27 protein-coding genes and 1 riboswitch are annotated in these 25,900 nt (G+C 71.9%); of the genes, 22 read left to right on the forward strand and 5 right to left on the reverse strand.

Going from position 1 to position 25,900, the window contains the following annotated elements; translation table 11 throughout:
- Window positions 1-121: 121 nt before the first annotated feature.
- The 12 genes from rplS to ACIOC0_RS36370 all read left to right on the forward strand — a co-directional run bounded on the left by rplS (window position 122) and on the right by ACIOC0_RS36370 (window position 10,302).
- On the forward strand, window positions 122-472 hold the full coding sequence (gene rplS, locus ACIOC0_RS36315; RefSeq protein ID WP_020128707.1) for a 50S ribosomal protein L19: 351 nt from the start codon (window positions 122-124) through the stop codon (window positions 470-472).
- 45 nt (window positions 473-517) lie between these two features.
- Window positions 518-1,234, forward strand: a complete 717-nt coding sequence (lepB, locus tag ACIOC0_RS36320; protein ID WP_402160541.1) for a signal peptidase I — start codon at window positions 518-520, stop codon at window positions 1,232-1,234.
- Window positions 1,227-2,324: a signal peptidase I gene (gene lepB, locus ACIOC0_RS36325; RefSeq protein ID WP_402160543.1), complete on the forward strand. Its 1,098-nt coding sequence runs from the start codon at window positions 1,227-1,229 to the stop codon at window positions 2,322-2,324. Before lepB (ACIOC0_RS36320) ends, lepB (ACIOC0_RS36325) begins: the two co-directional genes overlap by 8 nt.
- Complete coding sequence (gene lepB, locus ACIOC0_RS36330) at window positions 2,212-3,225, forward strand: signal peptidase I (protein ID WP_402160546.1); 1,014 nt, start codon at window positions 2,212-2,214, stop codon at window positions 3,223-3,225. Before lepB (ACIOC0_RS36325) ends, lepB (ACIOC0_RS36330) begins: the two co-directional genes overlap by 113 nt.
- Before the next feature lie 126 nt (window positions 3,226-3,351).
- Window positions 3,352-4,131, forward strand: a complete 780-nt coding sequence (gene lepB, locus ACIOC0_RS36335) for a signal peptidase I (protein WP_402160549.1) — start codon at window positions 3,352-3,354, stop codon at window positions 4,129-4,131.
- Window positions 4,121-4,675, forward strand: a complete 555-nt coding sequence (locus tag ACIOC0_RS36340; protein ID WP_402160552.1) for an NUDIX hydrolase — start codon at window positions 4,121-4,123, stop codon at window positions 4,673-4,675. Before lepB (ACIOC0_RS36335) ends, ACIOC0_RS36340 begins: the two co-directional genes overlap by 11 nt.
- 56 nt (window positions 4,676-4,731) lie before the next feature.
- Entirely contained in the window at window positions 4,732-5,040 is a 309-nt protein-coding gene (locus ACIOC0_RS36345) for a DUF2469 domain-containing protein (protein WP_003993268.1), read from the forward strand.
- Window positions 5,041-5,117: 77 nt separating this feature from the next.
- A complete protein-coding gene (locus ACIOC0_RS36350; RefSeq protein ID WP_402160555.1) occupies window positions 5,118-5,579 on the forward strand; it encodes a YraN family protein in 462 nt (153 codons plus the stop codon).
- Between the two features lies 1 nt (window position 5,580).
- Complete coding sequence (locus ACIOC0_RS36355; RefSeq protein ID WP_402160558.1) at window positions 5,581-7,206, forward strand: YifB family Mg chelatase-like AAA ATPase; 1,626 nt, start codon at window positions 5,581-5,583, stop codon at window positions 7,204-7,206.
- 161 nt (window positions 7,207-7,367) lie between these two features.
- Window positions 7,368-8,486 carry a DNA-processing protein DprA gene (dprA, locus tag ACIOC0_RS36360; protein WP_402160694.1) on the forward strand — a complete coding sequence of 373 codons (1,119 nt, stop codon included), beginning with the start codon at window positions 7,368-7,370 and terminating at the stop codon, window positions 8,484-8,486.
- A 304-nt stretch (window positions 8,487-8,790) separates the two neighbouring features.
- Window positions 8,791-9,633, forward strand: a complete 843-nt coding sequence (gene whiG, locus ACIOC0_RS36365; RefSeq protein WP_130444707.1) for an RNA polymerase sigma factor WhiG — start codon at window positions 8,791-8,793, stop codon at window positions 9,631-9,633.
- A 114-nt stretch (window positions 9,634-9,747) separates the two neighbouring features.
- Complete coding sequence (locus tag ACIOC0_RS36370) at window positions 9,748-10,302, forward strand: TetR/AcrR family transcriptional regulator (protein ID WP_402160697.1); 555 nt, start codon at window positions 9,748-9,750, stop codon at window positions 10,300-10,302.
- 114 nt (window positions 10,303-10,416) lie between these two features.
- Here ACIOC0_RS36370 and ACIOC0_RS36375 read toward each other — a convergent pair whose 3' ends face one another.
- Window positions 10,417-11,007: a murein hydrolase activator EnvC family protein gene (locus ACIOC0_RS36375; protein WP_402160561.1), complete on the reverse strand. Its 591-nt coding sequence runs from the start codon at window positions 11,005-11,007 to the stop codon at window positions 10,417-10,419.
- Window positions 11,008-11,278: 271 nt separating this feature from the next.
- On the opposite strand from ACIOC0_RS36375, the gene rpsB reads away from it, so the two are divergent.
- The 10 genes from rpsB (at window position 11,279) to ACIOC0_RS36425 (ending at window position 21,877) form a co-directional block, all read left to right on the forward strand.
- Window positions 11,279-12,208, forward strand: a complete 930-nt coding sequence (gene rpsB, locus ACIOC0_RS36380; RefSeq protein WP_402160564.1) for a 30S ribosomal protein S2 — start codon at window positions 11,279-11,281, stop codon at window positions 12,206-12,208.
- Between the two features lie 157 nt (window positions 12,209-12,365).
- The gene (gene tsf / locus ACIOC0_RS36385; RefSeq protein WP_130444713.1) at window positions 12,366-13,202 is read left to right on the forward strand and encodes a translation elongation factor Ts; all 837 of its coding nucleotides are present in this window, start codon (window positions 12,366-12,368) and stop codon (window positions 13,200-13,202) included.
- 188 nt (window positions 13,203-13,390) lie between these two features.
- A complete protein-coding gene (gene pyrH, locus ACIOC0_RS36390) occupies window positions 13,391-14,149 on the forward strand; it encodes a UMP kinase (protein WP_402160567.1) in 759 nt (252 codons plus the stop codon).
- A 172-nt stretch (window positions 14,150-14,321) separates the two neighbouring features.
- Window positions 14,322-14,879 (forward strand): ribosome recycling factor, encoded by a 558-nt coding sequence (gene frr / locus ACIOC0_RS36395; RefSeq protein ID WP_130444716.1) that lies wholly within the window; start codon window positions 14,322-14,324, stop codon window positions 14,877-14,879.
- The gene (locus ACIOC0_RS36400; protein ID WP_402160568.1) at window positions 14,879-16,129 is read left to right on the forward strand and encodes a phosphatidate cytidylyltransferase; all 1,251 of its coding nucleotides are present in this window, start codon (window positions 14,879-14,881) and stop codon (window positions 16,127-16,129) included. Before frr ends, ACIOC0_RS36400 begins: the two co-directional genes overlap by 1 nt.
- 103 nt (window positions 16,130-16,232) lie before the next feature.
- Entirely contained in the window at window positions 16,233-16,724 is a 492-nt protein-coding gene (locus ACIOC0_RS36405; protein WP_402160571.1) for a hypothetical protein, read from the forward strand.
- 68 nt (window positions 16,725-16,792) lie between these two features.
- Window positions 16,793-17,899, forward strand: coding sequence for a 23S rRNA (adenine(2503)-C(2))-methyltransferase RlmN (gene rlmN / locus ACIOC0_RS36410; RefSeq protein ID WP_352247150.1), 1,107 nt, complete (start codon window positions 16,793-16,795; stop codon window positions 17,897-17,899).
- A 27-nt stretch (window positions 17,900-17,926) separates the two neighbouring features.
- Window positions 17,927-18,032: riboswitch (TPP riboswitch) on the forward strand.
- A 79-nt stretch (window positions 18,033-18,111) separates the two neighbouring features.
- Window positions 18,112-19,212 (forward strand): thiamine ABC transporter substrate binding subunit, encoded by a 1,101-nt coding sequence (locus ACIOC0_RS36415; protein ID WP_402160573.1) that lies wholly within the window; start codon window positions 18,112-18,114, stop codon window positions 19,210-19,212.
- A gap of 44 nt (window positions 19,213-19,256) precedes the next feature.
- Window positions 19,257-20,858 (forward strand): ABC transporter permease, encoded by a 1,602-nt coding sequence (locus ACIOC0_RS36420; protein WP_402160575.1) that lies wholly within the window; start codon window positions 19,257-19,259, stop codon window positions 20,856-20,858.
- A complete protein-coding gene (locus tag ACIOC0_RS36425; RefSeq protein ID WP_402160578.1) occupies window positions 20,858-21,877 on the forward strand; it encodes an ABC transporter ATP-binding protein in 1,020 nt (339 codons plus the stop codon). The genes ACIOC0_RS36420 and ACIOC0_RS36425 overlap by 1 nt, the downstream gene beginning before the upstream one ends.
- 72 nt (window positions 21,878-21,949) lie before the next feature.
- On the opposite strand, the gene ACIOC0_RS36430 is transcribed toward ACIOC0_RS36425, so the two are convergent.
- The 4 genes from ACIOC0_RS36430 to ACIOC0_RS36445 form a co-directional block, all read right to left on the reverse strand.
- Window positions 21,950-22,714, reverse strand: coding sequence for an LAETG motif-containing sortase-dependent surface protein (locus ACIOC0_RS36430; protein ID WP_402160580.1), 765 nt, complete (start codon window positions 22,712-22,714; stop codon window positions 21,950-21,952).
- A 306-nt stretch (window positions 22,715-23,020) separates the two neighbouring features.
- Window positions 23,021-23,440, reverse strand: a complete 420-nt coding sequence (locus ACIOC0_RS36435; RefSeq protein ID WP_130444730.1) for a VOC family protein — start codon at window positions 23,438-23,440, stop codon at window positions 23,021-23,023.
- A 169-nt stretch (window positions 23,441-23,609) separates the two neighbouring features.
- On the reverse strand, window positions 23,610-25,088 hold the full coding sequence (locus ACIOC0_RS36440) for a hypothetical protein (protein ID WP_402160582.1): 1,479 nt from the start codon (window positions 25,086-25,088) through the stop codon (window positions 23,610-23,612).
- Window positions 25,070-25,810, reverse strand: a complete 741-nt coding sequence (locus ACIOC0_RS36445; RefSeq protein ID WP_351095961.1) for an ATP-binding cassette domain-containing protein — start codon at window positions 25,808-25,810, stop codon at window positions 25,070-25,072. The genes ACIOC0_RS36440 and ACIOC0_RS36445 overlap by 19 nt, the downstream gene beginning before the upstream one ends.
- Window positions 25,811-25,900 lie beyond the last annotated feature (90 nt).

A 25,900-nucleotide genomic window follows, 5' to 3' on the forward strand; every position in this document is an offset into this window, starting at 1 on the left:
CTGTCCGGCGTGCGCCCCTGCCACAGGGGGACACGACGCCCGCCCCGACGCGCGCGACCACCAACCCAGAACCTCTAGTTCCCGTTGATGACCTGTGGCATCAGCGAAGAAAGCAGACGAAATGTCTCACCTGCTCGACTCCGTCGACGCCGCGTCGCTGCGCAGCGACGTCCCGGCCTTCCGCCCGGGTGACACCGTCAACGTCCACGTCCGCGTCATCGAGGGCAACCGCTCCCGTGTGCAGCAGTTCAAGGGCGTCGTCATCCGCCGTCAGGGCGCCGGTGTCCGCGAGACCTTCACGGTCCGCAAGGTCTCCTTCTCCGTCGGCGTCGAGCGCACCTTCCCGGTGCACACCCCGATCGTCGAGAAGATCGAGCTCGTCACCCGCGGTGACGTCCGCCGCGCCAAGCTGTACTACCTCCGTGAGCTCCGCGGCAAGGCCGCGAAGATCAAGGAGAAGCGCGACAACTGAGCGCACTGAGGGGTCCACGGTCCGGCCGGATAACATCTGGCCTCGATGGACACCGAAGCGCAGCACACGGAGCGCGACCGCTCCTCCGCACCCGCCCCTCCCGAGCACACCTCGGAGGCGGCGGCACCGGAGGGACGGTCGCGTTTCGCGTTGGCGGGGCGCGTCACGGAATGGGTTCCCGGCGGGCGGATCAGCCTCACCCTCCTCGCCTGCCTGCTGTTCTTGCTGTTCTTGAACAGTTTCGTGGCTCAGCCCTTCCAGATTCCCAGCCGATCCATGGAAACCGGATTGAGGATCGGGGACCGGGTGCTCGTAAATAAGTTGGCGTACCGTTTCGGTGCCGAGCCGCGGCGCGGCGACGTCGTCGTGTTCGACGGCACCGGGTACTTCGGGCACGCGGACTACATCAAACGCGTTGTGGGTGTGGGAAGAGACCACGTGGTCTGCTGTGACAAGGACGGGAGGATCCAGGTGAACGGCCGGCCGGTCGACGAGTCGACGTTCCTGTACCCGGGCGACAGCCCCTCCACGGTGCCCTTCGACGTCGTCGTGCCGGAAGGCGCCCTGTTCCTCCTCGGCGATCACCGCAGCGCCTCCAGCGACTCCCGCGATCACCTGGGGTCCCCGGGCGGCGGCATGATCCCCGTCGGCGAGGTGATCGGCCGCGCCGACTGGATCGTCTGGCCCTTCGCCCACCAGGCCCGGCTGCACCGCCCGAGTGCCTACGCGCGCGTGCCGGCCGGGGAGGGCGCCGATGGGTAACCGCGGAAAGCCGCGCGGCGTCCCCGTCAGCGCCGCGGACAACCTCCTGCCCACCGGCGCGCGGCGCACGTCCACCCCCGGCGGCGGCGGACGCACGCGCACGGAACGGCGCAAGCTCCAGCGCAAGGTCAAGCGCAAGCGCAGGCGGAGCGCCGTCCGGGAGATCCCGCTGCTCGTCGGCGTGGCCGTCCTCATCGCCCTGGTGCTCAAGACGTTCCTCGTGCAGGCCTTCGTGATCCCGTCCGGCTCGATGGAGCAGACGATCCAGATCGGCGACCGCGTCCTGGTGGACAAGTTCACCCCGTGGTTCGGCTCCAAGCCGCAGCGCGGCGACGTCGTCGTCTTCAAGGACCCCGGCGGCTGGCTGCAGGACGAGCAGACGACCCCGAAGAAGGCGGACCCCGTCGTCGTCAAGCAGATCAAGGAAGGGCTCACCTTCATCGGCCTGCTGCCGTCCGACGACGAGAAGGACCTCATCAAACGGGTCGTCGGCGTGGGCGGCGACCGCGTCCAGTGCTGCGACGGCGCCGGACGCGTCACCGTCAACGGCGTTCCCCTGAACGAGGGAAACTACATCTACCCCGGCGACGCCCCCTCCGCGATGGCCTTCGACATCACCGTCCCCCAGGGCCGACTGTGGGTGATGGGCGACCACCGGGGCAACTCCGCCGACTCCCGCTTCCACCAGGACACCGACTACGGCGGCACCGTCTCCGAGGACGGCGTGCTGGGCCGGGCCATGGTCATCGCGTGGCCCCTCGGTCGCTGGGACTCCCTAAAAGAACCGCAAACCTTTTCCTCCGTGACCGACTCGGGCTTCGCGACGACCTCGGCCCCCGGCACGTCGCATAGGGTTGCTCCCGACCATCCGAACGGACCGGTCGGACTCCCGAGCCCTGCGGAACTCCCGCTCGTTATGGGAGTGGTGGGCCTGCGCCGTATGTGGGGCAGGCAGCGGCACAGAGTTAGGAGTTGGCGTGGGGGATGTGGCGGTTGGCGCACGGTCCGGGCACGACGGCGAGGAGTACCGCGGACGTCCCGTGGAAGCGGCCGACCAGGCTACGGACGGCGCCGTGAACTCCGGGAATGACGTCCCGGCGGCCGGCGGCGAGGGCCCCGGGGGCGGACAGCCGCCCACCACGGAGCCGGGCCCGGGCGACGGCGCGCCCAAGGCGAAGAAGCCGCGCTCCTTCTGGAAGGAGCTGCCGATCCTGATCGGCATCGCGCTCGTCCTCGCCCTGCTGATCAAGACGTTCCTGGTGCAGGCGTTCTCGATCCCCTCGGACTCGATGCAGAACACCCTCCAGCAGGGCGACCGGGTCCTCGTCGACAAGCTCACCCCGTGGTTCGGCTCCGAGCCCGAGCGCGGCGAGGTCGTCGTCTTCCACGACCCGGACAAGTGGCTCGCGGGCGAGCCCACGCCCGAGCCGAACGCGGTGCAGACCTTCCTCAGCTGGATCGGCCTGATGCCGTCGGCGGAGGAGAAGGACCTGATCAAGCGGGTCATCGGCGTCGGCGGCGACACCGTCACCTGCAAGGGCACCGGCCCGCTCACCGTCAACGGCAAGGCCCTCGACGAGCCGTACGTCTACCCGGGCAACACCCCGTGCAGCCAGGACGACCAGGGCGGCCAGTTCTCTGTGAAGGTTCCCCAGGGGTTCATCTGGGTCATGGGCGACCACCGGCAGAACTCGCGGGACTCCCGCTACAACCAGTCCGACAAGAACCACGGCATGGTCCCCGTCGACCAGGTCGTCGGCCGCGCCGTGGTCAAGGCCTGGCCGATCAACCGCTGGGGCACGCTGCCCGTGCCGGACACCTTCGACCAGCAGGGCCTGAACCCGCAGGCCGCCGCCTCCACCGCGCTCACCGTCGCCCCGCAGGGCGTCGCCCTCGCCGGCGTCGTCCCGCTGGTCCTGTGGCGCCGTCGGCGTGCGGACTCCTCCGACGAGCGGACCGCGCCGACGGTGACCTCGGGCCAGAGCCGCTGAGGTCACGGCCTTCGCCTCCGGGCGCCGCTGAGGTCAGGACGTCGGCAAACCCTTTCCCAAGGATGCGACCCCGGCTGACGGGGAAGGGCTGACCCGGCTCGGTACCCCCGGGTAGGGTGCGGACCCATGGGTGGCGAGAGCACGACACGTACGGCCCCGCACAGCGGCGGTGGCCCCAGCAGCGGCCCGGTGGGCAGCCGGACCGGACAGCGCCTGTCCGGACTGGCCGTCGCGCTGGGCCTGGTGCTGTTCCTGGGCGGGTTCGGCTGGGCGGCGCTGACCTACCGCCCCTACACCGTGCCCACCGGTTCGATGGTCCCGACGATCAACGCCGGCGACCGGGTCCTCGCACAGGTCGTGGACGGCGACGAGGTGCGCCGCGGTGACGTCGTCGTCTTCAAGGACACCAACTGGGCCGACGCGCCCGTCGTCAAGCGCGTGGTCGCGGTCGGCGGCGACACCGTCTCCTGCTGCACGAACGGCAAGCTGACCGTCAACGGCAAGAAGATCGACGAACCGTATCTGCCCAAGGGCGCCCCCGCCGAGGTCAAGAGCATCCCCGAGGTGGAGGTCCCCGAGGGGCGGCTGTTCCTGCTCGGCGACGAGCGCCAGGGCTCGCTGGACTCCACCGCCCACCTCACCGACGCCGCCCAGGGCACCGTGGCCGCCTCCGCCGTCACCGCGCGCGTGGACGCCGTCGTCTGGCCGATGAACGGCATGCTGAAGCGCCCCACGGGCTTCCAGGCGCTCGGCAACCTCTCCGAGCCCGGCCCGCTGCGCACCATCGGCTGGCTGATCGTCGCCGGCGCGGTGCTCGTCCTCGGCGGCGGTGCCTACGGGCCCATCGCCAAGCGGACCTCCCGCCGCGGGGACGACGCGAGCACGGGGGCCGCGAGTGCCGGCTGAGCCGGCGCCCGGCGAGCCGGCCGGGACGGACCTGCCGCCGGGCGCGGCCGACACGTACACGGGCGGCCTGCGCAAGGTGGCCCGGGTCGTGCTGCTCGACCCCGAGGACCGCATCCTGCTGCTGCACGGCCATGAGCCGGACGACCCTGCCGACGACTGGTGGTTCACGCCCGGCGGCGGGGTGGAGGGCGACGAGACCCGTGAAGAGGCCGCCCTGCGGGAACTCGCCGAGGAGACGGGCATCACCGAGGTCGAACTCGGCCCGGTGCTCTGGCGGCGGAGGTGCTCCTTCCCGTTCGCGGGCCGCCGCTGGGACCAGGACGAGTGGTACTACCTCGCCCGTACTACCGTGACGGCGACCCGCGCCACGGCCCTGACCGAATTGGAGCGGCGCAGCGTCGCGGGAGCGCGTTGGTGGACGTGTCAGGAACTGAGCCGGGCACATGAGACGGTGTATCCGACCAGACTCGCCGAGCTGCTGAGCAGGGTGCTCGACGAAGGTCCCCCGGCCGGCCCGGTGACGCTCGACACGGAAATCGTCTAGCGGCTCACGGGACTGGCGCACAATGGTGGGATCGCACGGCTGAAGGGGAACATGCCATGAGCGCCGAGGACCTCGAGAAGTACGAGACCGAGATGGAGCTGAAGCTCTACCGGGAGTACCGCGATGTCGTCGGTCTGTTCAAATATGTGATCGAGACCGAGCGGCGCTTCTACCTGACCAACGACTACGAGATGCAGGTGCACTCGGTCCAGGGCGAGGTGTTCTTCGAGGTGTCGATGGCGGACGCCTGGGTCTGGGACATGTACCGGCCGGCGCGGTTCGTGAAGCAGGTGCGGGTCCTCACGTTCAAGGACGTGAACATCGAGGAGCTGAACAAGAGCGACCTGGAGCTGCCGAGCGGATGAGCCTGACCCGTGTGGGTGACGGAGTTGTCCACAACCGCTGAGTTGCGCACCAAGATCCTTCCGCGTGCCGTGAATGCGTGAACGTGGGCGCCGGAGGTGGTGCCGACATGAACGCGAACACGAACACCGACACGATCAAGACCACCGGCGTGGGCGGCGGCTCGGGCACGAGCACGGATCTGTCGCGAGGCGCGCTCGGCAGGTACGGCGAGGAGCTGGCCGCCCGACGGCTGGCCGAGGCCGGGATGGCGGTCCTGGGACGTAACTGGCGCTGCGGCAGGGCCGGCGAGATCGACATCGTCGCGCGGGACGGCGACGTGCTGGTCGTCTGCGAGGTCAAGACCCGCAGGCACGGCGGTTTCCAGCACCCGATGGCGGCGGTGACGCCGGACAAGGCCCGCCGCCTGCGCTGCCTGGCCGAACGATGGATCCACGCACATGGGGGAGCGCCACCGGGCGGCGTGCGCATCGATCTGGTCGGCGTGCTGCTGCCCCGCCGCGGGGCCGCCGTCGTCGACCATGTGCGGGGGGTGGCCTGAGATGGGCTTCGCGCGTACGTGCTCGGTGGCGCTGGTGGGCGTGGAAGGCGTGGTGGTCGAGGTCCAGGCCGACCTGGAGCCCGGCGTCGCCGCCTTCACGCTGGTGGGGCTGCCGGACAAGAGCCTGAGCGAGAGCCGGGACCGGGTACGGGCGGCGGTGGTGAACTCGGGCGGCGAGTGGCCGCAGAAGAAGCTCACCGTCGGCCTCAGCCCGGCGTCCGTGCCCAAGGCGGGTTCGGGCTTCGATCTCGCAATCGCCAGTGCGGTGCTCGGCGCGTCCGAGCGGATCGACCCCCGGGTGCTGGCCGACATCGTCATGATCGGTGAACTGGGGCTGGACGGGCGGGTGCGTCCCGTGCGGGGCATCCTCCCGGCGGTCCTGGCGGCGGCGGACGCCGGGTACGAGCAGGTCGTCGTCCCGGAGTGCGCGGTCGCCGAGGCCTCCCTGGTGCCGGGTGTCTCGGTGCTGGGCGTGCGCAGCCTGCGGCAGCTGATCGCCGTGCTCGCGGACGAGCCCGTGCCCGAGGAGGAGCCGGACGAGGCGGGCCGCCCCGACCCGCTCCTGGCAGGGCTGCGGATGGCCGGGACGGGCGCCGCCACCGGTATGCACACCGTCGACGCCGCCCACCACGACCAGGGGCACGACCTCGCCGACGTCGTCGGGCAGCGCTCGGCGCGCACGGCGGTGGAGGTCGCCGCCGCAGGCGGACACCACCTGTTCCTCGAAGGCCCACCGGGCGCCGGCAAGACCATGCTGGCCGAGCGGCTGCCGGCCGTGCTGCCCCGGCTGAGCCGGGAGGAGTCGCTGGAGGTCACGGCGGTGCACTCGGTGGCAGGGCTCCTGCCCCCGGGCAAGCCCTTGATCGACGTACCGCCGTACTGCGCACCGCACCACTCGGCCACCATGCAGGCGCTCGTCGGCGGCGGCCCGCACATCGCCCGGCCCGGAGCCGTGTCGATGGCCCATCGAGGGGTGCTCTTCCTGGACGAGACCCCCGAGTTCAGCAGCCACGCCCTCGACGCCCTGCGCCAGCCCCTGGAGGCGGGGCACGTCGTGATCGCGCGCAGCGCGGGCGTGGTGCGCTTCCCCGCGCGCTTCCTGATGGTGCTCGCGGCGAATCCGTGTCCGTGCGGACGCTTCTCGCTGCGGGACAGCCTGTGCGAGTGCTCGCCCTCGGCGGTCCGGCGCTACCAGGCCCGGCTCTCCGGGCCGCTGCTCGACCGCGTCGACCTGCGCGTCGAGGTGGACCCGGTCAGCAGGGCCGAGCTGGCCCACCGCGGCCCCGGCGGCGAGACGACGGCGACGGTCGCCGACCGGGTCAGGACCGCGAGGGAACGCGCGTCGGCCCGGCTGGCCGGCACCCCGTGGCGGACCAACAGCGAAGTCCCGGGGCGCGAGCTGCGCAACCGCTGGCACCCGCTGAGAGGGGCGATGGACGAGGCCGAGCGGAGCCTGGAACGCGGGGTGCTCACCGCCCGGGGCCTGGACCGGGTCCTGCGGGTGGCCTGGACCGTCGCCGACCTCGTCGGACACGACCGGCCCGACGCGACGGACGTCGCCCTGGCGCTCCAATTGCGCACCGGGGTGCCCCGCGGGGTGCCCATGGCGCTCGGGGCGATGGCGTGAACGACGTCGGCGGGCGGGAGTTCGACGGACCGGGACCCGAGGAATCCACGGGTGAGCTCGGGGCGGGTGAACCCGCCTTCGGCGAGGCGGGGTCAGCGTCGGGCGGGCCGACGTCCGGCGACGCGGGGTTCGACGAGCCGGACGGGGAGCGGCTCGCGCGGGTGTTCCTCGCCCGGGTCGTCGAGCCGGGCGACGAGACCGGCGGGCGCTGGGTGCGCGAGTACGGCGCGCCCGAGGTGGCCCGGCGGCTGCGCGGCCACGGAGACCCGCTGCCCGGGGTGAGTCCCCGGCGGTGGGCCGGGCTGCGGGCGCGCGCGGACGAGGCGGCGCCCCGGCGGGATCTGGCCGTGGCCCGGCGGGCCGGGGTGCGGTTCCTGTGCCCGGGGGACGTGGAATGGCCCGGCCCGCTGGACGACCTCGGGGACGCCCGGCCGCTCGGCCTGTGGGTGCGAGGCGGTCCCAGCCTGCGGATATGGGCGCTGCGGTCCGTCGCCGTCGTCGGCGCCCGCGCCTGCACCGAGTACGGCGCGCACATGGCGGCCACACTCGCCGCGGACCTCGCCGAACGCGGCTGGGTGGTGGTCTCCGGCGGCGCTTACGGCGTCGACGGCGCCGCCCACCGGGGCGCCCTCGGCGCGGGCGGAGCCACGGTCGCCGTCCTGGCCTGCGGAGTCGACCGGCCCTATCCGCGCGGCCACACGCAGTTGCTCGACCGGATCGCCCGGCAGGGCCTGGTGGTGGGGGAGCTGCCGCCGGGCGACCATCCGACGCCGAGCCGCTTCATCCTGCGCAACCGGGTGATCGCCGCCCTCACCCGGGGCACGGTGGTCGTCGAGGCGGCCCACCGCAGCGGCTCCCTGGTCACCGCGCGGGCGGCGCGGCGGCTGGGCCGGCACACGATGGGCGTGCCCGGACCGGCCACCAGCGCCCAGTCGGCCGGGGTGCACGCCCTCCTGCGGGAGGACGCCGTACTGGTCACCGACGCCGCCGAGGTCGTCGAGCTGGTGGGTGACATGGGCGAGCTGGCGCCGGACAGGCGCGAACCGGCGCTCCCGCGCGACCTGCTGGCTCCGGGCGCTCGCGGTGTCCTCGCCGCGCTCCCCGCCCGGCGAGCCGCGACCGTGGGCGAGATCGCCCGCGAGGCGCGCACCACGCCGGATGACGCGATCGCCCGACTGTACGAACTCAGAGCACTCGGCTACGTCGAACGACATGGCGACGACTGGAAGTTGACACGCCAGGCGGTGGTGTCCGCCCGACGGGGTGGACACCCGTGTTGACCGGGCGGGTTCGGCCGTCCGGGCGAACGTCGACAGCCTTGAGAACGCGCGCAGTTGACGCGTCCCCGGTGTCGCCCGCGGCGAGTGGCGTGCCCCTGGGCGGCGGCCGGTGAGGCCGGTCCCTGCACCGGCCCGGGCCGGACCTTCGCACACCGCGACGCTCCAGTCACGCTACGCTCACGAGGATTCCGTCACAGATCGGCCACCAGTCATCACATCGCAGCACTCGGCAGCACATCCGACCAGTAGGCGTCACACCGCATCACACACGTATCTCCACGGCAGAAACGGCACAAGGCGACGTATGCCCCAGCACACCTCCGGGTCCGACCGGGCGGCGATCCCCCCAGCCGCCCGCGACGGTGGCAGCGTGAGACCGCCCGCCCCCTCGACGCTCGACGAGCTGTGGCGCTCGTACAAGGCGACGGGGGACGAGCGGCTGCGGGAGCAGCTGATCCTGCACTACTCACCGCTGGTGAAGTACGTGGCCGGGCGGGTGAGCGTCGGACTGCCGCCCAACGTGGAGCAGGCGGACTTCGTCTCCTCGGGCGTGTTCGGGCTGATCGACGCGATCGAGAAGTTCGACCTCGACCGCGAGATCAAGTTCGAGACGTACGCGATCACCCGGATCCGGGGCGCGATGATCGACGAGCTGCGGGCGCTGGACTGGATCCCCAGGTCGGTTCGGCAGAAGGCGCGCAACGTCGAGCGGGCGTACGCGACGCTGGAGGCGCGGCTGCGGCGCACCCCCTCGGAGGGCGAGGTCGCTGCCGAACTGGGCATCGCCGTGGACGAGCTGCACGCGGTGTTCAGCCAGTTGTCGCTGGCCAACGTGGTCGCGCTGGAGGAGCTGCTGCACGTGGGGGGCGAGGGCGGGGACGGCCTCAGCGTCATGGACACGCTGGAGGACACCGCCGCGGACAACCCCGTGGAGGTGGCCGAGGACCGGGAGCTGCGCAGATTCCTGGCGCGGGCCATCAACACCCTGCCCGACCGGGAGAAGACGGTCGTGACGCTGTACTACTACGAGGGCCTGACCCTGGCCGAGATCGGGAACGTGCTGGGCGTCACCGAGAGCAGGGTCAGCCAGATCCACACCAAGTCGGTGCTCCAGTTGCGCGCGAAGCTGGCGAGCTTCGGCCGCTGACCCGGCGGGGCCGCCGTGCGGCGGGCCGGCCCGCCGACGGGCGGGTCGAGTCACTCCCGCCGAGAGGGCGGCGTCCGTAAAGTGGTGGACGTGCCAAGGATTCGAGCGGCCTCCGTGGCCGAGCACCGGACGATGCAGCGAGCCGCCCTGCTGGACGCGGCCCGGTCATTGCTGTCCGAGGGCGGGACGGAGGCGCTGACCTTCCCCGCCCTCGCCGAGCGGACGGGACTCGCGCGGTCGTCCGTGTACGAGTACTTCCGGTCACGGGCGGCCGTGGTCGAGGAACTGTGCGAGGTCGACTTCCCCGTGTGGGCCGCGGAAGTCGAGGCGGCGATGGCCGCGGCGGACGGACCTTCGGCCAAGGTCGAGGCCTATGTGCGGCGGCAGCTGGCGCTGGTGGGGGACCGGCGGCACCGGGCCGTGGTGGCGATCTCGGCGAGCGAGCTGGACGCGGGGGCGCGGGAGAAGATCCGCGCGGCGCACGGTTCGCTCGTCGCGATGATCGTGGAGGCGTTGGCCGAGACGGGACACGCGCAGCCCCGGCTGACGGCGATGCTGGTGCAGGGAGTCGTGGACGCGGCTGTCCGCAGGATCGAGCTGGGCGCGGAGGAGCCGGGCGGGGTGACCGAGGCCGCGGTGGGGATGGTGCTGCGGGGGGTTCTGGGCTGAGCCGCCGCGCCGGGCTGCTCGGACGGGGCCACGCCCATCGGGCTCGGGCAGGGCCGCGTCGAGCGGGGCTCGGCTGAGCGGGCCTCCGACGAGCGGCCAGGGGCGGCGGTGCCCCTACGGCAGCGGCACGCCCAGGACCGGCAGCAGGCGGGACGGCCCCCGGCGCAGCAGCCACGGAGGGAGCAGGGACAGAGGGTCCAGATAGGCCTCGTTCCTTCTCAGGCCCCAGTGGACACAGGTGGTCGTGCAGTGTGAGCCGCTCGGCTGGACCGTGCCCACCTGCTCGCCGGCGGCGACCTCGTCGCCCTTGCGCACGGTCGCCGCCACCGGTTCGTACGTCGTGCGCAGGTCCGTGCCGGCCAGTTCCACCGACACGACGCCCCTGCCCGCGACCCGCCCGGCGAAGGAGACCCGGCCGGCCGCCACAGCCCGGACCGGAGCGCCCGGAGCGGCCGCCAGGTCCACACCGCGGTGGCCGCGCCCGTACACCGTCGCCGGAGGCTCCCAGCCACGCAGCACCGGCGGGCGATTCCCCACCGGCCAGGCGCGTCCGATCGCCGGCACCGGCCCGGACGGCGGCGTGAGCGGACCAGGGGACGGTGGACCGGGGGACGCCTCGGACGGCGAGGGATCCGCCCACGCCGCAGGCATCGTCATGCTGATCAGCAGGAGCACCAGCAGGCCCCCGCACCGCTTCGCGTTCATGCCGCACAGCGTGGCCGGAAACCGCCGGCCGCGCCCGGGGCTGTGGACCGGCGCCCGGTTGTGGACAGCGGCGTCACCCGGTGGTCCGCCGGTCCCGTACACTTCTTCTGGCGATCCGGGTCACCGGGTCGACTTCGCACGCCCCAACATCAGACCCTCACCGGTCGGTGTCAGCGCCCCTCGGTCCTTCGTGGCTCGGCGCGTCGCGGGCGTCAGGCGCGGGAGCCGTCCGGCTTCCGCGGCACAACCGAGAACCTCAAGGAGAACGGCCATGGCCGTCGTCACGATGCGGGAGCTGCTGGAGAGCGGCGTCCACTTCGGTCACCAGACCCGTCGCTGGAACCCGAAGATGAAGCGCTTCATCTTCACCGAGCGCAACGGCATCTACATCATCGACCTGCTCCAGTCGCTGTCGTACATCGACCGCGCCTACGAGTTCGTCAAGGAGACCGTCGCCCACGGCGGCACGGTCATGTTCGTCGGCACGAAGAAGCAGGCGCAGGAGGCCATCGCCGAGCAGGCCACCCGCGTCGGCATGCCCTACGTCAACCAGCGCTGGCTGGGCGGCATGCTCACCAACTTCTCGACCGTCTACAAGCGCCTGCAGCGCCTCAAGGAGCTCGAGCTCATCGACTTCGAGGACGTCGCCGCCTCGGGTCTGACGAAGAAGGAGCTCCTGGTCCTCTCGCGTGAGAAGGCCAAGCTGGAGAAGACCCTCGGCGGTATCCGCGAGATGTCCAAGGTGCCCAGCGCCGTCTGGATCGTGGACACCAAGAAGGAGCACATCGCGGTCGGCGAGGCCCGGAAGCTCAACATCCCGGTCGTCGCCATCCTCGACACCAACTGCGACCCCGACGAGGTCGACTACAAGATCCCGGGCAACGACGACGCGATCCGCTCCGTCACCCTGCTCACCCGCGTGATCGCCGACGCCGTCGCCGAGGGCCTCATCGCCCGCTCCGGCGTCGCCACCGGCGACAAGGGCGACAAGGCCGCCGGCGAGCCGCTGGCCGCCTGGGAGCGCGACCTGCTCGAGGGCGAGAAGAAGGCCGACGAGGCTCCGGCCGCCGAGGCCGCCCCCGCCGCCGAGGCTGCCGCGGAGACCTCCGAGGCCCCCGCCGCGGAGGCCGCCGAGGCCCCGGCCGCGGACGCCGAGGCCCCCGCCGCCGAGGCCCCGGCCGCGGACGCCGAGCAGGCCTGACCGTCACAGCGTCACGGTTGACGGCGGGGGCGCTGACATGAAGTCCGCCCCCGCCGTTCACCCGTAGGTCGGCACAGAGCCGGAGAGTTCCCGTGAAGGGGCTCCCCGCCCGTTCCGATCGTCGATCTTCCAGACTTCGAGAAAGACTTACAGACTCATGGCGAACTACACCGCCGCCGACGTCAAGAAGCTCCGCGAGCTCACCGGCGCCGGCATGATGGACTGCAAGAAGGCGCTGGACGAGGCCGAGGGCAACGTCGAGAAGGCCGTCGAGGCGCTCCGCATCAAGGGCCAGAAGGGCGTCGCCAAGCGCGAGGGCCGCTCCGCCGAGAACGGCGCCGTGGTCTCGATCATCGCCGACGACAACTCCTCCGGCGTCCTCGTCGAGCTGAAGTGCGAGACGGACTTCGTCGCCAAGGGCGAGAAGTTCCAGGCCGTCGCCAACGCGATCGCCGAGCACGTCGCCAAGACGTCCCCGGCCGACCTCGACGCCCTGCTCGGCTCGGAGATCGAGGCCGGCAAGACCGTCCAGGCGTTCGTGGACGAGGCCAACGCCAACCTCGGCGAGAAGATCGTCCTGGACCGCTTCGCGCAGTTCGCCGACGGCTTCGTCATCGCGTACATGCACCGCACGATGCCCGACCTGCCCCCGCAGATCGGTGTCCTCGTCGAGCTGGACAAGCCGAACGCCGAGGTCGCCAAGGGCATCGCCCAGCACATCGCCGCCTTCGCGCCGAAGTACCTCTCCAAGGAGGACGTGCCGGCCGACGTCGTCGAGTCCGAGCGCCGCATCGCCGAGGAGACCACCCGCGCCGAGGGCAAGCCCGAGGCCGCGATCGCCAAGATCGTCGAGGGTCGCCTCAACGGCTTCTTCAAGGACGCCACCGTCCTCGGCCAGCCGTACGCGCTCGACAACAAGAAGTCCGTCCAGAAGGTCCTGGACGAGGCCGGTGTCACCCTGAAGCGCTTCTCGCGCATCAAGGTCGGCATCTGAGTCCGTACCGCGATCGACGCGCGCCCCCTATAGGGTCGACGTGAGTCGTCCGCGTACGCCGTCACGCGCGCGTGACGGACGACAGCAGATCTGACGAGGAGGCCATTGCCGCGCACGGGTTGCGAACGACACCCCACCGGCAATGGCCTTCTTCGTATGTGCACCACGTGAAAGAGGCGGGATCTCCCATGACCACCAAGGCCCAGAAGACTGACGACGGCAAAGTACGCGGCCGGTTCCTGCTGAAGCTGTCCGGAGAGGCGTTCTCCGGCGGCGGCGGCCTGGGCGTCGACCCCGACGTGGTGCACAAGATCGCCCGCGAGATCGCCGCCGTCGTCCGGGACGGCGCCGAGATCGCGGTCGTCATCGGCGGCGGCAACTTCTTCCGCGGCGCCGAGCTCCAGCAGCGCGGCATGGACCGCGCCCGCTCCGACTACATGGGCATGCTCGGCACCGTCATGAACTGCCTCGCCCTCCAGGACTTCCTGGAGAAGGAAGGCATCGACAGCCGGGTCCAGACCGCCATCACCATGGGCCAGGTCGCCGAGCCGTACATCCCGCTGCGCGCCGTGCGGCACCTGGAGAAGGGCCGCGTGGTCATCTTCGGCGCGGGCATGGGCATGCCGTACTTCTCCACCGACACCACCGCCGCCCAGCGCGCCCTGGAGATCGACGCCGAGGCGCTGCTCATGGGCAAGAACGGCGTGGACGGCGTCTACGACTCCGACCCGAAGACCAACCCGGAGGCGGTCAGGTTCGACGCCCTCGGCTACGGCGAGGTCATCACCCGCGACCTGAAGGTCGCCGACGCCACGGCGGTCACGCTGTGCCGCGACAACAAGCTGCCGATCCTCGTCTTCGAGCTTCTGGCCGAGGGCAATATCGCCCGGGCCGTCAAGGGTGAGAAGATCGGCACGCTTGTGGGTGACGAAGGCGACCGGGTCTGACCGGTCGAACCGCAGTTCGTATGACAAAGCCTGGCCGGGGGACGGACCCTGGTCGGGGGATGGACAATGTCCTGCCGGTCGGGAACCGTGCAGGAAGAAGACGCGACGCAGCCGGCCGCCGCCTCCGCAAGGAACCGCAGCCGGGCCTACTCAAGACACGCAGGAGCAAGTGGTGATCGAAGAGACCCTCCTCGAGGCCGAGGAGAAGATGGAGAAGGCCGTCGTGGTCGCCAAGGAGGACTTCGCCGCGATCCGCACCGGCCGTGCGCACCCGGCGATGTTCAACAAGATCGTGGCCGACTACTACGGCGCGCCGACGCCGATCAACCAGCTGGCTTCGTTCTCCGTGCCGGAGCCGCGCATGGCGGTCGTGACCCCGTTCGACAAGAGCGCGCTGCGCAACATCGAGCAGGCCATCCGCGACTCCGACCTGGGCGTCAACCCGAGCAACGACGGCAACATCATCCGGGTGGTGTTCCCCGAGCTCACCGAGGAGCGCCGCCGCGACTACATCAAGGTCGCCAAGGGCAAGGGCGAGGACGCCAAGGTGTCCATCCGCTCCGTCCGCCGCAAGGCCAAGGACGCGATCGACAAGCTCGTCAAGGACGGCGAGGTCGGCGAGGACGAGGGCCGCCGTGCGGAGAAGGAGCTCGACGACACCACCGCGAAGTACGTCGCCCAGGTGGACGAGCTCCTCAAGCACAAGGAAGCGGAGCTGCTCGAGGTCTGATGAACGACTCTTCCTGGGGCGCTCCGCCGCACGCCGGTTCACAGGCGGGGTACTGGGGGCCCAACGACCAGGGACCTGTCCAGGGGGCCGCCCCGGCGGGTCCCGGCTACGATGCGCCTGAGGCGCAGCAGACTCGCCCCATGCCCATCGTCCCCGATGTACCCGCTCCCGGCGGACACCAGGATGACGACCGGGGGGCCGCTCGTCCGGGCGGCCCCGCGTTCCGGGACGGGACGCCTCACCGCGAGACGCCGCACGCGTTCCGCGAGGAGTCGTCCCAGAACGAATCGTTCCCCCACGAGTCGTTCCGCGACGGGAACCGCCGCGGCGGCCCGTACCGCGACGACACACCGTCGGTGCAGCCCCCTGCGGCGGCGCCGCAGAATCCGGAGCCCATGCCCGACGCCCCGCAGCCGGCGCCCGCGCCGCAGAAGAAGAGCGCGGGCCGTGACCTGGGCGCGGCCATAGGGGTCGGCGTCGGACTCGGCGCGGTCATCGTCGCGTCGCTGTTCGTCGTCAAGGCCGTGTTCGTCGGTGTCATAGCGATCGCCGTCGTCGTCGGGCTGTGGGAGCTGACCAGCAGGCTGCAGGAGCGCAAGGGGATCAATGCTCCGCTGGTGCCGCTCGCGCTCGGCGGGGCGGCGATGGTCGTCTCCGGGTACGTCCGGGGGGCCGAGGGCGCGTGGGTGGCCATGGCCCTCACCGCGCTGGCGGTCCTCGTCTGGCGGATGACGGAACCCCCGGAGGGCTACCTCAAGGACGTCACGGCCGGTCTCTTCGCGGCGTTCTACGTCCCGTTCCTCGCCACCTTCGTCTCGCTGATGCTGACGGCCGAGGACGGCGCGCAGCGGGTGCTGATGTTCCTGATGCTGACGGTGGTCAGCGACACCGGCGCGTACGCCGTCGGCTGGCGCTTCGGCAAACACAAGCTCGCCCCGCGCATCAGCCCCGGAAAGACCCGCGAGGGCCTGCTCGGGGCGGTGACGTTCGCCATGGTCGCGGGCGCGCTGTGCATGCAGTTCCTGATCGACGGCGGCACCTGGTGGCAGGGGCTGCTGCTGGGCCTCGCGGTCGCGGTCAGCGCCACGCTCGGCGACCTCGGCGAGTCCATGATCAAGCGGGACCTCGGCATCAAGGACATGGGCACGCTCCTGCCCGGCCACGGCGGCATCATGGACCGCCTGGACTCCCTCCTGCCGACGGCCCCGGTGGTCTGGCTCCTCCTGGTGATCTTCGTAGGCTCCACCTGACCACCCCGCCCTCTGCCGACGCACGGGCCCCCGTCCTCCCGGACGGGGGCCCGTCGTGATATCGGAGTGCGCGTGGGAGCCTGTGACTGCCACAGTCACTGCCGTGACCTTGACGGACGTACTTGTCGACTTCGCCCGCACCGGCCGGATCGGACCGCTGCACTGCGGCATGCCCTTGGCCGACGCCGAAGACCTTCTCGGGCCGGGCCGTCCACACCCGGCCATCCGCTTGAAGGGGCCCGACATCGACGGCTATCCCTACGCCTGGGACGGCTTGGAGCTGGAAGTCACTCAGCGGCGGGTCAGCGGCATCTGGATCCGCCTATGGCCCGGCTCGACGACGAAACTCCCACCGCTCGTCCTGCCCGAGTCCGAGACCCACGAAGCGACGGTCCTTCGGGAGGAACTCACCGCAGCCCTCGACAGCGCGGGCTGCCTGCACGAGGTCAACAGCAACCTCACCTTCGGCCGGCAGTCGAGCATCCTCACCCAGCCCGCGAACGTCTGCGCGGTCTTCAGCCTCCCGGCCCGCAACAACCACGTCCCCCACCGCGACCGGCACTACCTCGACGTCATGCACAAGCACACGGCTTGACTCGGGTGACCGCCCCCACCCCGGGAGCGCTCGGGGTCGCGGAGTTGATCTGCGACACTGGTAGCGCCATGCCTAAGCCCGGAGAACTCACATTCGTCGCCCCCCGTGGAGCCAAGAAGCCGCCGCGGCATCTTGCTGATCTCTCGCCCGCCGAGCGGAAGGAGGCGGTGGCGGAGATCGGTGAGAAGCCGTTTCGGGCGAAGCAGTTGTCGCAGCACTACTTCGCGCGGTACGCGCACGAGCCGGCGGAGTGGACCGACATCCCCGCCGGGGCGCGGGAGAAGCTGCGGGAGGCGTTGCTTCCCGAGCTGATGACCGTCGTACGGCATCTGTCGACGGACCAGGGCACGACCCGCAAGACGCTGTGGCGGCTGTTCGACGGGACGCTCGTGGAGTCGGTGCTGATGCGCTACCCCGACCGGGTGACCATGTGCATCAGCTCGCAGGCCGGCTGCGGGATGAACTGCCCGTTCTGCGCGACCGGGCAGGCCGGTCTCGACCGGAACCTGTCCACGGCGGAGATCGTGCACCAGATCGTGGACGGGATGCGCGCGCTGCGCGACGGGGAGGTCCCCGGCGGGCCGGCGCGGCTGTCCAACATCGTCTTCATGGGCATGGGCGAGCCGCTCGCCAACTACAAGCGGGTCGTAGGCGCCATCCGCGCGCTCACCGACCCCACCCCCGACGGGCTCGGGCTGTCGCAGCGCGGGATCACCGTGTCCACCGTCGGGCTGGTGCCGGCCATCCACCGGTTCACCGACGAGGGCTTCAAGTGCCGCCTCGCCATCTCGCTGCACGCCCCCGACGACGAGCTGCGCGACACCCTCGTCCCCGTGAACACGCGGTGGAAGGTGCGCGAGGTGCTCGACGCCGGGTTCGAGTACGCCGAGCGGTCCGGGCGGCGCCTGTCCATCGAGTACGCGCTGATCCGCGACATCAACGACCAGGCCTGGCGCGGCGACCGGCTCGGCCGGATGCTCAAGGGCCGGCCCGTGCACGTCAACCTCATCCCGCTCAACCCGACGCCCGGGTCCAAGTGGACCGCGTCCCGGCCCGAGGACGAGAAGGCGTTCGTCGAGGCGATCGCGGCGCACGGCGTGCCCGTCACCATTCGGGACACCCGGGGCCAGGAGATCGACGGGGCCTGTGGCCAGCTCGCGGCCACCGAGCGGTAGTCTGTTCCCGGACAAGTTCATATCTTCGTATTCCGACAGGGGAGCGCCACAGCGCTGAGAGTGCGGCACCGGCCGCAGACCCTCTGAACCTCGCCCAGGTCATTCTGGGTAGGAAGTTCGGTCATCACTCGAGCTGTTGCGCCCTGCCCGGGCCCGTTGGCGGACCCCGGGCAGGGCCGCGTCTTCTCCTGGTCAACCCCAGGAGGAATCCAGTGCACACCAGGACGTTCGTGGCCGCGGCCGTGGGCCTCGGTCTCGTCACGCTGTCGGCGTGCGGTTCGTCGTCGTCCGGCGACAGCGGATCGGGCGGCGACGCCGGGTCCGGCGGCGGCTCGAAGACCGTCACCCTCGTCAGCCACAGCTCTTGGTCCGTCTCCAAGAACGTGCTCGCCGACTTCGAGAAGCGGTCCGGGTACAAGGTGCGCGTCCTGGAGGACGGCGACGCCGGGCAGGCCGTCAACAAGGCGATCCTCACCAAGGACAACCCGCAGGGCGACGTCTTCTTCGGCGTCGACAACACCCTGCTCTCCCGCGCTCTCGACAACGACCTGTTCCAGCCGTACGAGGCCAAGGGCCTCGACCAGGTCGGCGCCGAGTACCGGCTCGACGCGGACAAGCACCGGGTCACCCCCGTCGACCACGGCGACATCTGCGTCAACTACGACAAGAAGTACTTCGCCGACCACGACCTGGCCCCGCCCGCCTCCTTCGACGACCTGGTCAAGCCCGCCTACAAGAACCTCCTGGTCACCGAGAACGTCTCCACCTCCTCGCCCGGCCTCGGCTTCCTGCTGGGCACCGCCGCGCGCTACGGCGACGGCGGCTGGGAGGGCTACTGGAAGAAGCTCCGGGCCAACGGCGTGAAGGTCGTCGACGGCTGGGAGCAGGCCTACAACGAGGAGTTCTCCGGTTCGGCCGGCGGCAGGAAGGCCGGCGCCGACCGGCCGCTCGTCGTCTCCTACGCCTCCTCGCCGCCCGCCGAGGTGATCTACGCCGAGCCCAAGCCCGCCACCGCCCCGACCGGCGTCGCGGCCGGCACCTGCTTCCGGCAGGTCGAATTCGCGGGCCTGCTGAGCAACGCGAAGAACAGCGCGGGCGGCAAGGCGCTGATCGACTTCCTGCTGTCGAAGGAGTTCCAGCAGGACATGCCGCTCAACATGTTCGTCTACCCGGTGGTCAAGGGCACCGCCGTGCCCGCCGAGTTCACGAAGTACGGGCCCGCCGCCAAGGACCCCGAGACCATGGACCCGGCGAAGATCGCCGAGAACCGCGACCAGTGGGTCAAGTCGTGGACCTCGCTCGTACTGAAGTAGCCCCGGCCAGGAGGCGTTCGGGGAACGCGGCGCGGCTCGGGCTCATGGTCCTGCCCGTCGCGTTCTTCGGGGTCTTCTTCGCCTGGCCCGTCGCCGCGATCGTCGCGCGCGGGCTCGACGTCGACGGCGCATGGCGCTTCGGCCGTCTCCTCGACGTGCTCGGGCAGTCCGACATCCGGCACGTCCTGTGGTTCACCGCCTGGCAGGCGGTCGCCTCCACCGCGCTCACCCTGCTGGTGGCGCTGCCGGGGGCGTACGTCTTCGCCCGCTTCTCCTTCCCGGGCAAGGAGGTGCTGCGGGCTGTCGTCACCGTCCCGTTCGTGTTGCCGACGGTCGTCGTCGGCACGGCGTTCCTGGCGCTCGTCGGGCGGGGCGGGCTGCTCGACGAGCTGTGGGGCGTACGGCTGGACACCACGGTGTGGGCGATCCTGCTCGCCCACGTCTTCTTCAACTACGCGGTGGTCGTACGGACCGTGGGCGGGCTGTGGGCGCAGCTCGACCCCCGTCAGGAGGAGGCCGCGCGGCTGCTCGGCGCCTCCCGGCTGCGGGCCTGGCGCACGGTCACCCTGCCCGCCCTCGGGCCCGCCGTGGCCGCTGCCGCGCTGATGGTCTTCCTGTTCACCTTCACCTCCTTCGGCGTGGTCCAGATCCTCGGCGGGCCCACGTTCTCCACGCTGGAGGTGGAGATCTACCGGCAGACCTCGGAGATCTTCGACCTGTCCACGGCCGCCGTCCTGACCCTCGTGCAGTTCCTGGCCGTCGGCGCGATCCTCGCCGTGCACGCCTGGACGGTGCGGCGGCGGGAGAGCGCGCTGCGGCTGGTGGACGCGAAGCTGACCGCGCGGCGGCCCCGCGGGGCCGGGCAGTGGGCGCTGCTCGGCGGGGTGCTGACGAGCGTCGCCGTGCTGCTGGTGCTGCCGCTCGCCGTGCTGGTGCAGCGCTCGCTGGACGCGCCGGACTTCGCCTACTACCGGGCGCTGACCCGTGACGACGGCAACGTCTTCCTGGTCCCGCCGATCGAGGCGGTCGGCAACTCGCTGGAGTACGCCGTCGCCGCGACCGCCGTCGCGGTGCTGATCGGCGGCCTGGCCGCGGCGGCGCTCACCCGGCGGGACGCCGGACGCCTCGTCCGCGGCTTCGACGCGCTGCTGATGCTGCCGCTGGGCGTCTCGGCGGTGACCGTCGGCTTCGGTTTCCTCATCGCGCTCGACGAGCCCCCGCTCGACCTGCGTGGCACGTGGATGCTGGTGCCGCTCGCGCAGGCGCTGGTCGGCGTGCCGTTCGTCGTGCGGACCATGCTGCCGGTGCTGCGGGCGGTGGACGTACGACTGCGGGAGGCGGCGGCCGTGCTGGGAGCGTCGCCGTGGCGGGTGTGGCGGGAGGTCGATCTGCCGCTGGTGCGGCGGGCGTTGCTGGTCGCCGCCGGGTTCGCGTTCGCGGTGTCGCTCGGGGAGTTCGGGGCGACGGTGTTCATCGCCCGGCCCGACAACCCGACGCTGCCGGTCGCCGTGGCCCGACTGCTGGGCCGCGCCGGGGAACTCAACTACGGCCAGGCAATGGCTCTTTCGACGATTCTGATGCTGGTGTGCGCGGTGGCCCTGCTGGTGCTGGAGCGGCTGCGCACCGACCGGACCGGGGAGTTCTGATGCTGCTGCGGCTCGAAGGCGCGACCGTGCGGTTCGGAGGGCGGGCCGTGCTGGACGGCGTCGATCTCGCCGTCGCCGAACACGAGGTGGTGTGCGTGCTCGGGCCGAGCGGCAGTGGCAAGTCCACGCTGCTGAGGGCGGTGGCGGGGCTCCAGCCGCTCGACGCGGGGCGGGTGCTGCTCGACGGGCGCGACCAGACCAAGGTGCCCGCGCACAAGCGGGAGTTGGGCCTGATGTTCCAGGACCATCAGCTGTTCCCGCAGCGGGACGTGGGCGGCAACGTGGCTTTCGGGTTGCGGATGCACGGCCATGCCAGGCATGAACAGGGCGAGCGGGTCCGGGAGTTGCTGGACCTTGTCGGCCTCCCGGGCGCCGCCCGCCGGGCCGTCGCCTCGCTGTCCGGCGGTGAGCAGCAGCGGGTGGCGCTGGCCCGTGCGCTCGCTCCCCGCCCCCGGTTGCTGATGCTCGACGAGCCGCTGGGCCAGCTCGACCGGTCGCTGCGGGAACGGCTGGTCGTCGAACTGCGGGAGCTGTTCGGACGGTTGGGCACCACCGTGCTCGCGGTCACCCACGACCAGGGTGAGGCGTTCGCGCTGGCCGACCGGGTGGTGGTGATGCGGGACGGGCGGATCGCCCAGTCCGGCACGCCTCTTGAGGTGTGGCAGCGGCCGGCGGACGCCTTCGTGGCGCGCTTCCTGGGCTTCGACAACGTGGTCGAGGCGAACGTCGCCGGCGATGTCGCGGACACCCCGTGGGGCAAGACCCCGGTTCCGCCCGGTTCCCCGCAGGGCCCCCGCACGCTCCTGGTACGCCCGGCCGGGGTGCTCCTGGCCGACGCGGACGACGGCCTGCCCTGCACGGTCACCGCCCGCACCTTCAAGGGCAGCCATGTCACCCTCCACCTCCAGCCGGCCGACGCCCCCCGTCTGGAGGCCGCGTGCCCCCTGCGCCTGGCCCCGGAGGTCGGTGCCGCGGTGGGCGTGAGCTTCGACCCGGCGGAGACCGTCGTTCTCGGCTGAGCGGTGGCGAACCGCAGCGGGTCGACATGCCTGTGGCCCGTCCCCACCGGGGGACGGGCCACAGGGCTTCGGTCAGTGGTTGTCGGCGCCTCGGCGACGCATGCCGTAGAAGACGGCTCCTCCGCCGAGGGCGAGGAGGGCGGCCGCGACGCCGACGATCGCGCCGGTCGGGGCGCCGGAGCCGGTTTCGGCGAGGTTGGATTCGCCGAGGCCGGGGGACGGCGCGTTGCTGGACGCGGGGCCCGATCCGGTGTCGGCCGGCGCGCTGCTGTCGTCCGCCGAGGGCGACGGGGCCGGCGCGCCGGACGTGGCGGTGCCGGACGTCGTGTCGGACGGGGTCGACGACGGCGTCGCGGCCGGGGCGGTGGGCGTGCTGGACGCGGACGGCTTCCCGGGCTTTTCGGGCTTGTCGGGCTTGTTGGGGTTGTCGCTCTTGCAGCCCTTGGCCGGGGTGGTGAGGTTCGGCTCGATGTCGGCGTTCAGATCGGCGTCGACGGCCGTGATGTGGACCCGGTAGACCGCGCCCGGCTCCCAGTCCTCCGCGAAGGTGACGGTGGCGCCCTTGGCCGAGCCGATCACCGTCTGCGCCACGCCGACCTGACGGAGGTCGGCGTTGTTGTTCTGGAGGAAGACCGTGACGACGGCCGGGGTCGCCGTCTTGTCCTTGTCGGTGACGGTGATGACGCCCTTCGCGCCGTCACAGGCGGCGGACGCGGAGAAGTCCGCTATGTCGCCGGCCAGCGCGGAACCCGAGGCCCCGAGGACGAAGGCGGCCGACGCGACGGTGACACCGAGCATGCGCACCGAACGAGCGGCGGTACGGCGGGATGGGGACACGTTTGTCCTTACGTGATGCACAACTGCGGGGGGTGGACGGGCAGGTGACGCCCCCGATGCTGTCGCTGCAGCGACCCCTGGGGACTCACTGGTCTATAAGCGTTCCATAAGATCTGTCAACGCGGGAAGGGTTCACGCCCACGGGCTTTGCCCGCCCATTAACCGCCGCCAGGTTTCAGCGCCTTCTGCGCCGTCTCGAACCCGCAGGCCGAACTCGTCGTGGGAATCGATCTCATGGCCCGCGTGTGCCGTCCAACGGCCGGGCGGGTGCGAGAAGTCGCACCCGCCCGTGCCGCCCGCTCGCGCTCAGTCCTGGATGGAGGCCGGGTCCATCCAGACGATCTCCCAGGTGTGGCCGTCCAGGTCGTCGAAGGAACGCCCGTACATGAAACCGTGGTCCTGGGTGGGGCCGCTGGGGGTGCCGCCCAACGACAGGGCGCGGTCGACGAGTTCGTCGACCTTCTCGCGGCTCTCGGCGCTCAGTGCGACGAGGACCTCGCTGGTCGCGGTGGCGTCCGCGATCTCCTTCTTGGTGAAGGTGGCGTAGAACGGCTTGGTGAGCAGCATCGCCATGATGTTGTCGCTGATCACGACAGAGGCCGCCTTGTCGTCGCTGAACTGGGCGTTGATGGAGTAGCCCAGATCCGTGAAGAACTTCTTCGAGGCGTCGAGGTCGTTCACGGGCAGGTTGACGAAGATCATCTGCTGGTATGCGCGGGCGGTCATCGGGGTTCTCCCATCGGTCGTTCCTGGCTTGGTCCAGCGGCTCGGCCCGGAGGCCGGACCGTGCGGTGCGGTCCTGCGGTGAGCGTGTGCGGCTCGGTGCCTTCGGTGGGTAGACCGGGGATCCGCTCGGAACTCATCGGTGGGTCGGGAATGTGTTCCCCGTGTTCTCTCAGACGGTCAGGGGGAGGGCCGCGAGCGCGGACACCGTCAGGGTGAGCGGGACGAACAGGGCGGCGAGGGCGCCGGCGCGGAAGGCGGCGGCGGTGCGCAGCGCGGTGCTCGGGGCGCCGAGGCGGAGCAGGGCGGCCGTGGTGTCGGCGCGGGCCTGACGGGCCTCCACGGCGGCCGTCAGAAGCGTGGCGAGGGCGCAGCCGGCGACCAGGACCGCGCCGAGGGTGGCCAGCGGGCCGCCGAAGGCCAGGTCCATCGGGGTGGGGGAGGCGGCGGTGGTGGAGGCGTGGAGCGCGGACATCGAGTACGCGCCGGAGACGACGGCGCACAGGACGCCCAGGGGGCGGCCGATACGGGACGCCTCCTGCATCAGGCCTCGTCCGGCCAGCAGCCGCAGGGCGCCGGGGCGGGCGGCCTGGAGCAGGCGGCCGCAGAGATGGGTGAGGCCGGGGCCGGCCAGGGCGAGGCCCACGACGGTGAGGGCCCAGCCGGCGAGGACCGCGGCGGGGCTGGTGGGGCCGCCGGGCAGGGGCAGGGGGGCGGCGGTGGTGGTGCGGGCGGCGTAGGACTCGACGGCCAGGCCGGTGGCCAGGAGGGCCGCGCCCCAGGGGAGGCTCGTGGGGTCGGGGGCGGCGGGCGGGGGGAGGTCGTCCGGGGCGTCGGCGTCCGCTGTCCGGGGTGCGGCGTTGGCAGGGGCCGGGGGGAGGCCGTGCGCGCCGGCGCCCGCACGCCGCCGGTCCAGCACGAGCGGGGGGATGCCGGTGGGCGGGAGGCCGTCGGCCGGCGCGTGCCGGGTCTCGGCCGTGCCCGCCTCTTCCGCCCCGGGACGAGTGACCGCCGGCTCGTCGGCCTCCGCGAGACGCCGGGTGGCGCCCGCGTCCAGGAGGGCCGCCAGGGCGCCGCCCGTCGCGCGGTCGGTGTCGGCGTCGGTGCCGTCCTCGCCCCTGGCGGGAGTCGTGCCGGCCGGGTCGCGCGGACGCAGGGACAGGGCCGTCACCGTGGAGGCCGTGACGGGGAGGAGGGCGAGCAGGGTGAGAGTCGCCGGGAGGGGGAGCGGGGTGCCCGCCGCGAGGGAGGGGGCCGCGGCGCCGTCGAAGGGGAGGCCGGTGAGGTCGCCGCGGAGGTGGAGGAAGACCAGCAGGGCGAGGAGGGAGCCGACGGCGGTGGCGAGGGCGGTCGTGGTGGCCGAGATCGCCATCAGACGGGCGGGGCCCAGGCCGATCGCGGCCAGCCCCGGGCGGGGCCGGGTGCCGGGGTCGGTGCGGGCCACCGCCAGGGCGAGCTGGACCGTGGTGGCGAACGGGAGCGCGCACCAGGCGAGCCGGAGCGCGGAGACCCCCGGGGTGTCCGGGTGGGACAGCGCGTGGCCGAGGGCGCACAGGAGGAGGAAGCCGGTGCCCGCCGAGGCCGCCGTCACCGTCAGACGGCGGAGCTGGACGGCGGGGTGGGCGCTGCGGGTCAGGCGGAGAGCGAGCACGCGGCCCGGCCTTCCGTCTCTGCGGCGGGCGGGAGGTGGAGCGTCTTGACGCGCCGTCCGTCCAGCAGGGACACGGTGCGGTCGGCGAGGGCGGCGGTCTCCGCCTCGTGGGTGGCCAGCACGACGGTGATGCCGTGCGAACGGGCCGCTGTGGTGAGCGTGCGCAGCACATGCGCGCGGTCGGCGCGGTGCAGGGGCGCGGTGGGCTCGTCGGCGAAGAGGACCGACGGGGCGGGGGCGAGGGCGCGGGTGATGCACACGCGCTGGCGTTCCGCCTGGGTCAGCTCGTGCGGGCGGCAGCGCGCCCGCTCGCCGACGTCGAGGCGGTCCAGCCACTCCAGGGCGGCGGCCTTGGCGCGCCGGCGGCTGGTGCCGCGCAGCATCAGCGGCAGGGCCGCGTTCTCCCAGACGTTGAGCTCCGGGACGAGCGCCGGGACCGGGTCGATCCAGCCGAAGCGGTCGCGGCGCAGCCGCTCGCGGGCCGCGGGCCCCATGGTGTGCACGGGCACGCTGTTGAACCAGACCTCGCCGCGCTGGACGGGCGCGAGTCCCGACAGGCAGTGCAGCAGGGCCGTCTTGCCGCTGCCGCGCGGGCCGGTGACGGCGAGGATCTCGCCCTCGTGCACGCCCAGTGAGACACCGCCGAGCGCCGGTGAGCCGTCGGGGTGCGTGAAGTGCAGTGAGCGTGCCCAGAGCACGTCGTTGTCCGGCGGGGCCTCCATGGGCGTACACCTCGGTTCAGGTCCGTGATTGCGTGCCGCGTTCCGTGCCGTTCCCCCGTCCGGGTGAACGAAGGGAGGGCCGAACGGTCA

Source organism: Streptomyces sp. NPDC088254, assembly GCF_044740925.1.
Classification (GTDB): Bacteria; Actinomycetota; Actinomycetes; order Streptomycetales; family Streptomycetaceae; genus Streptomyces.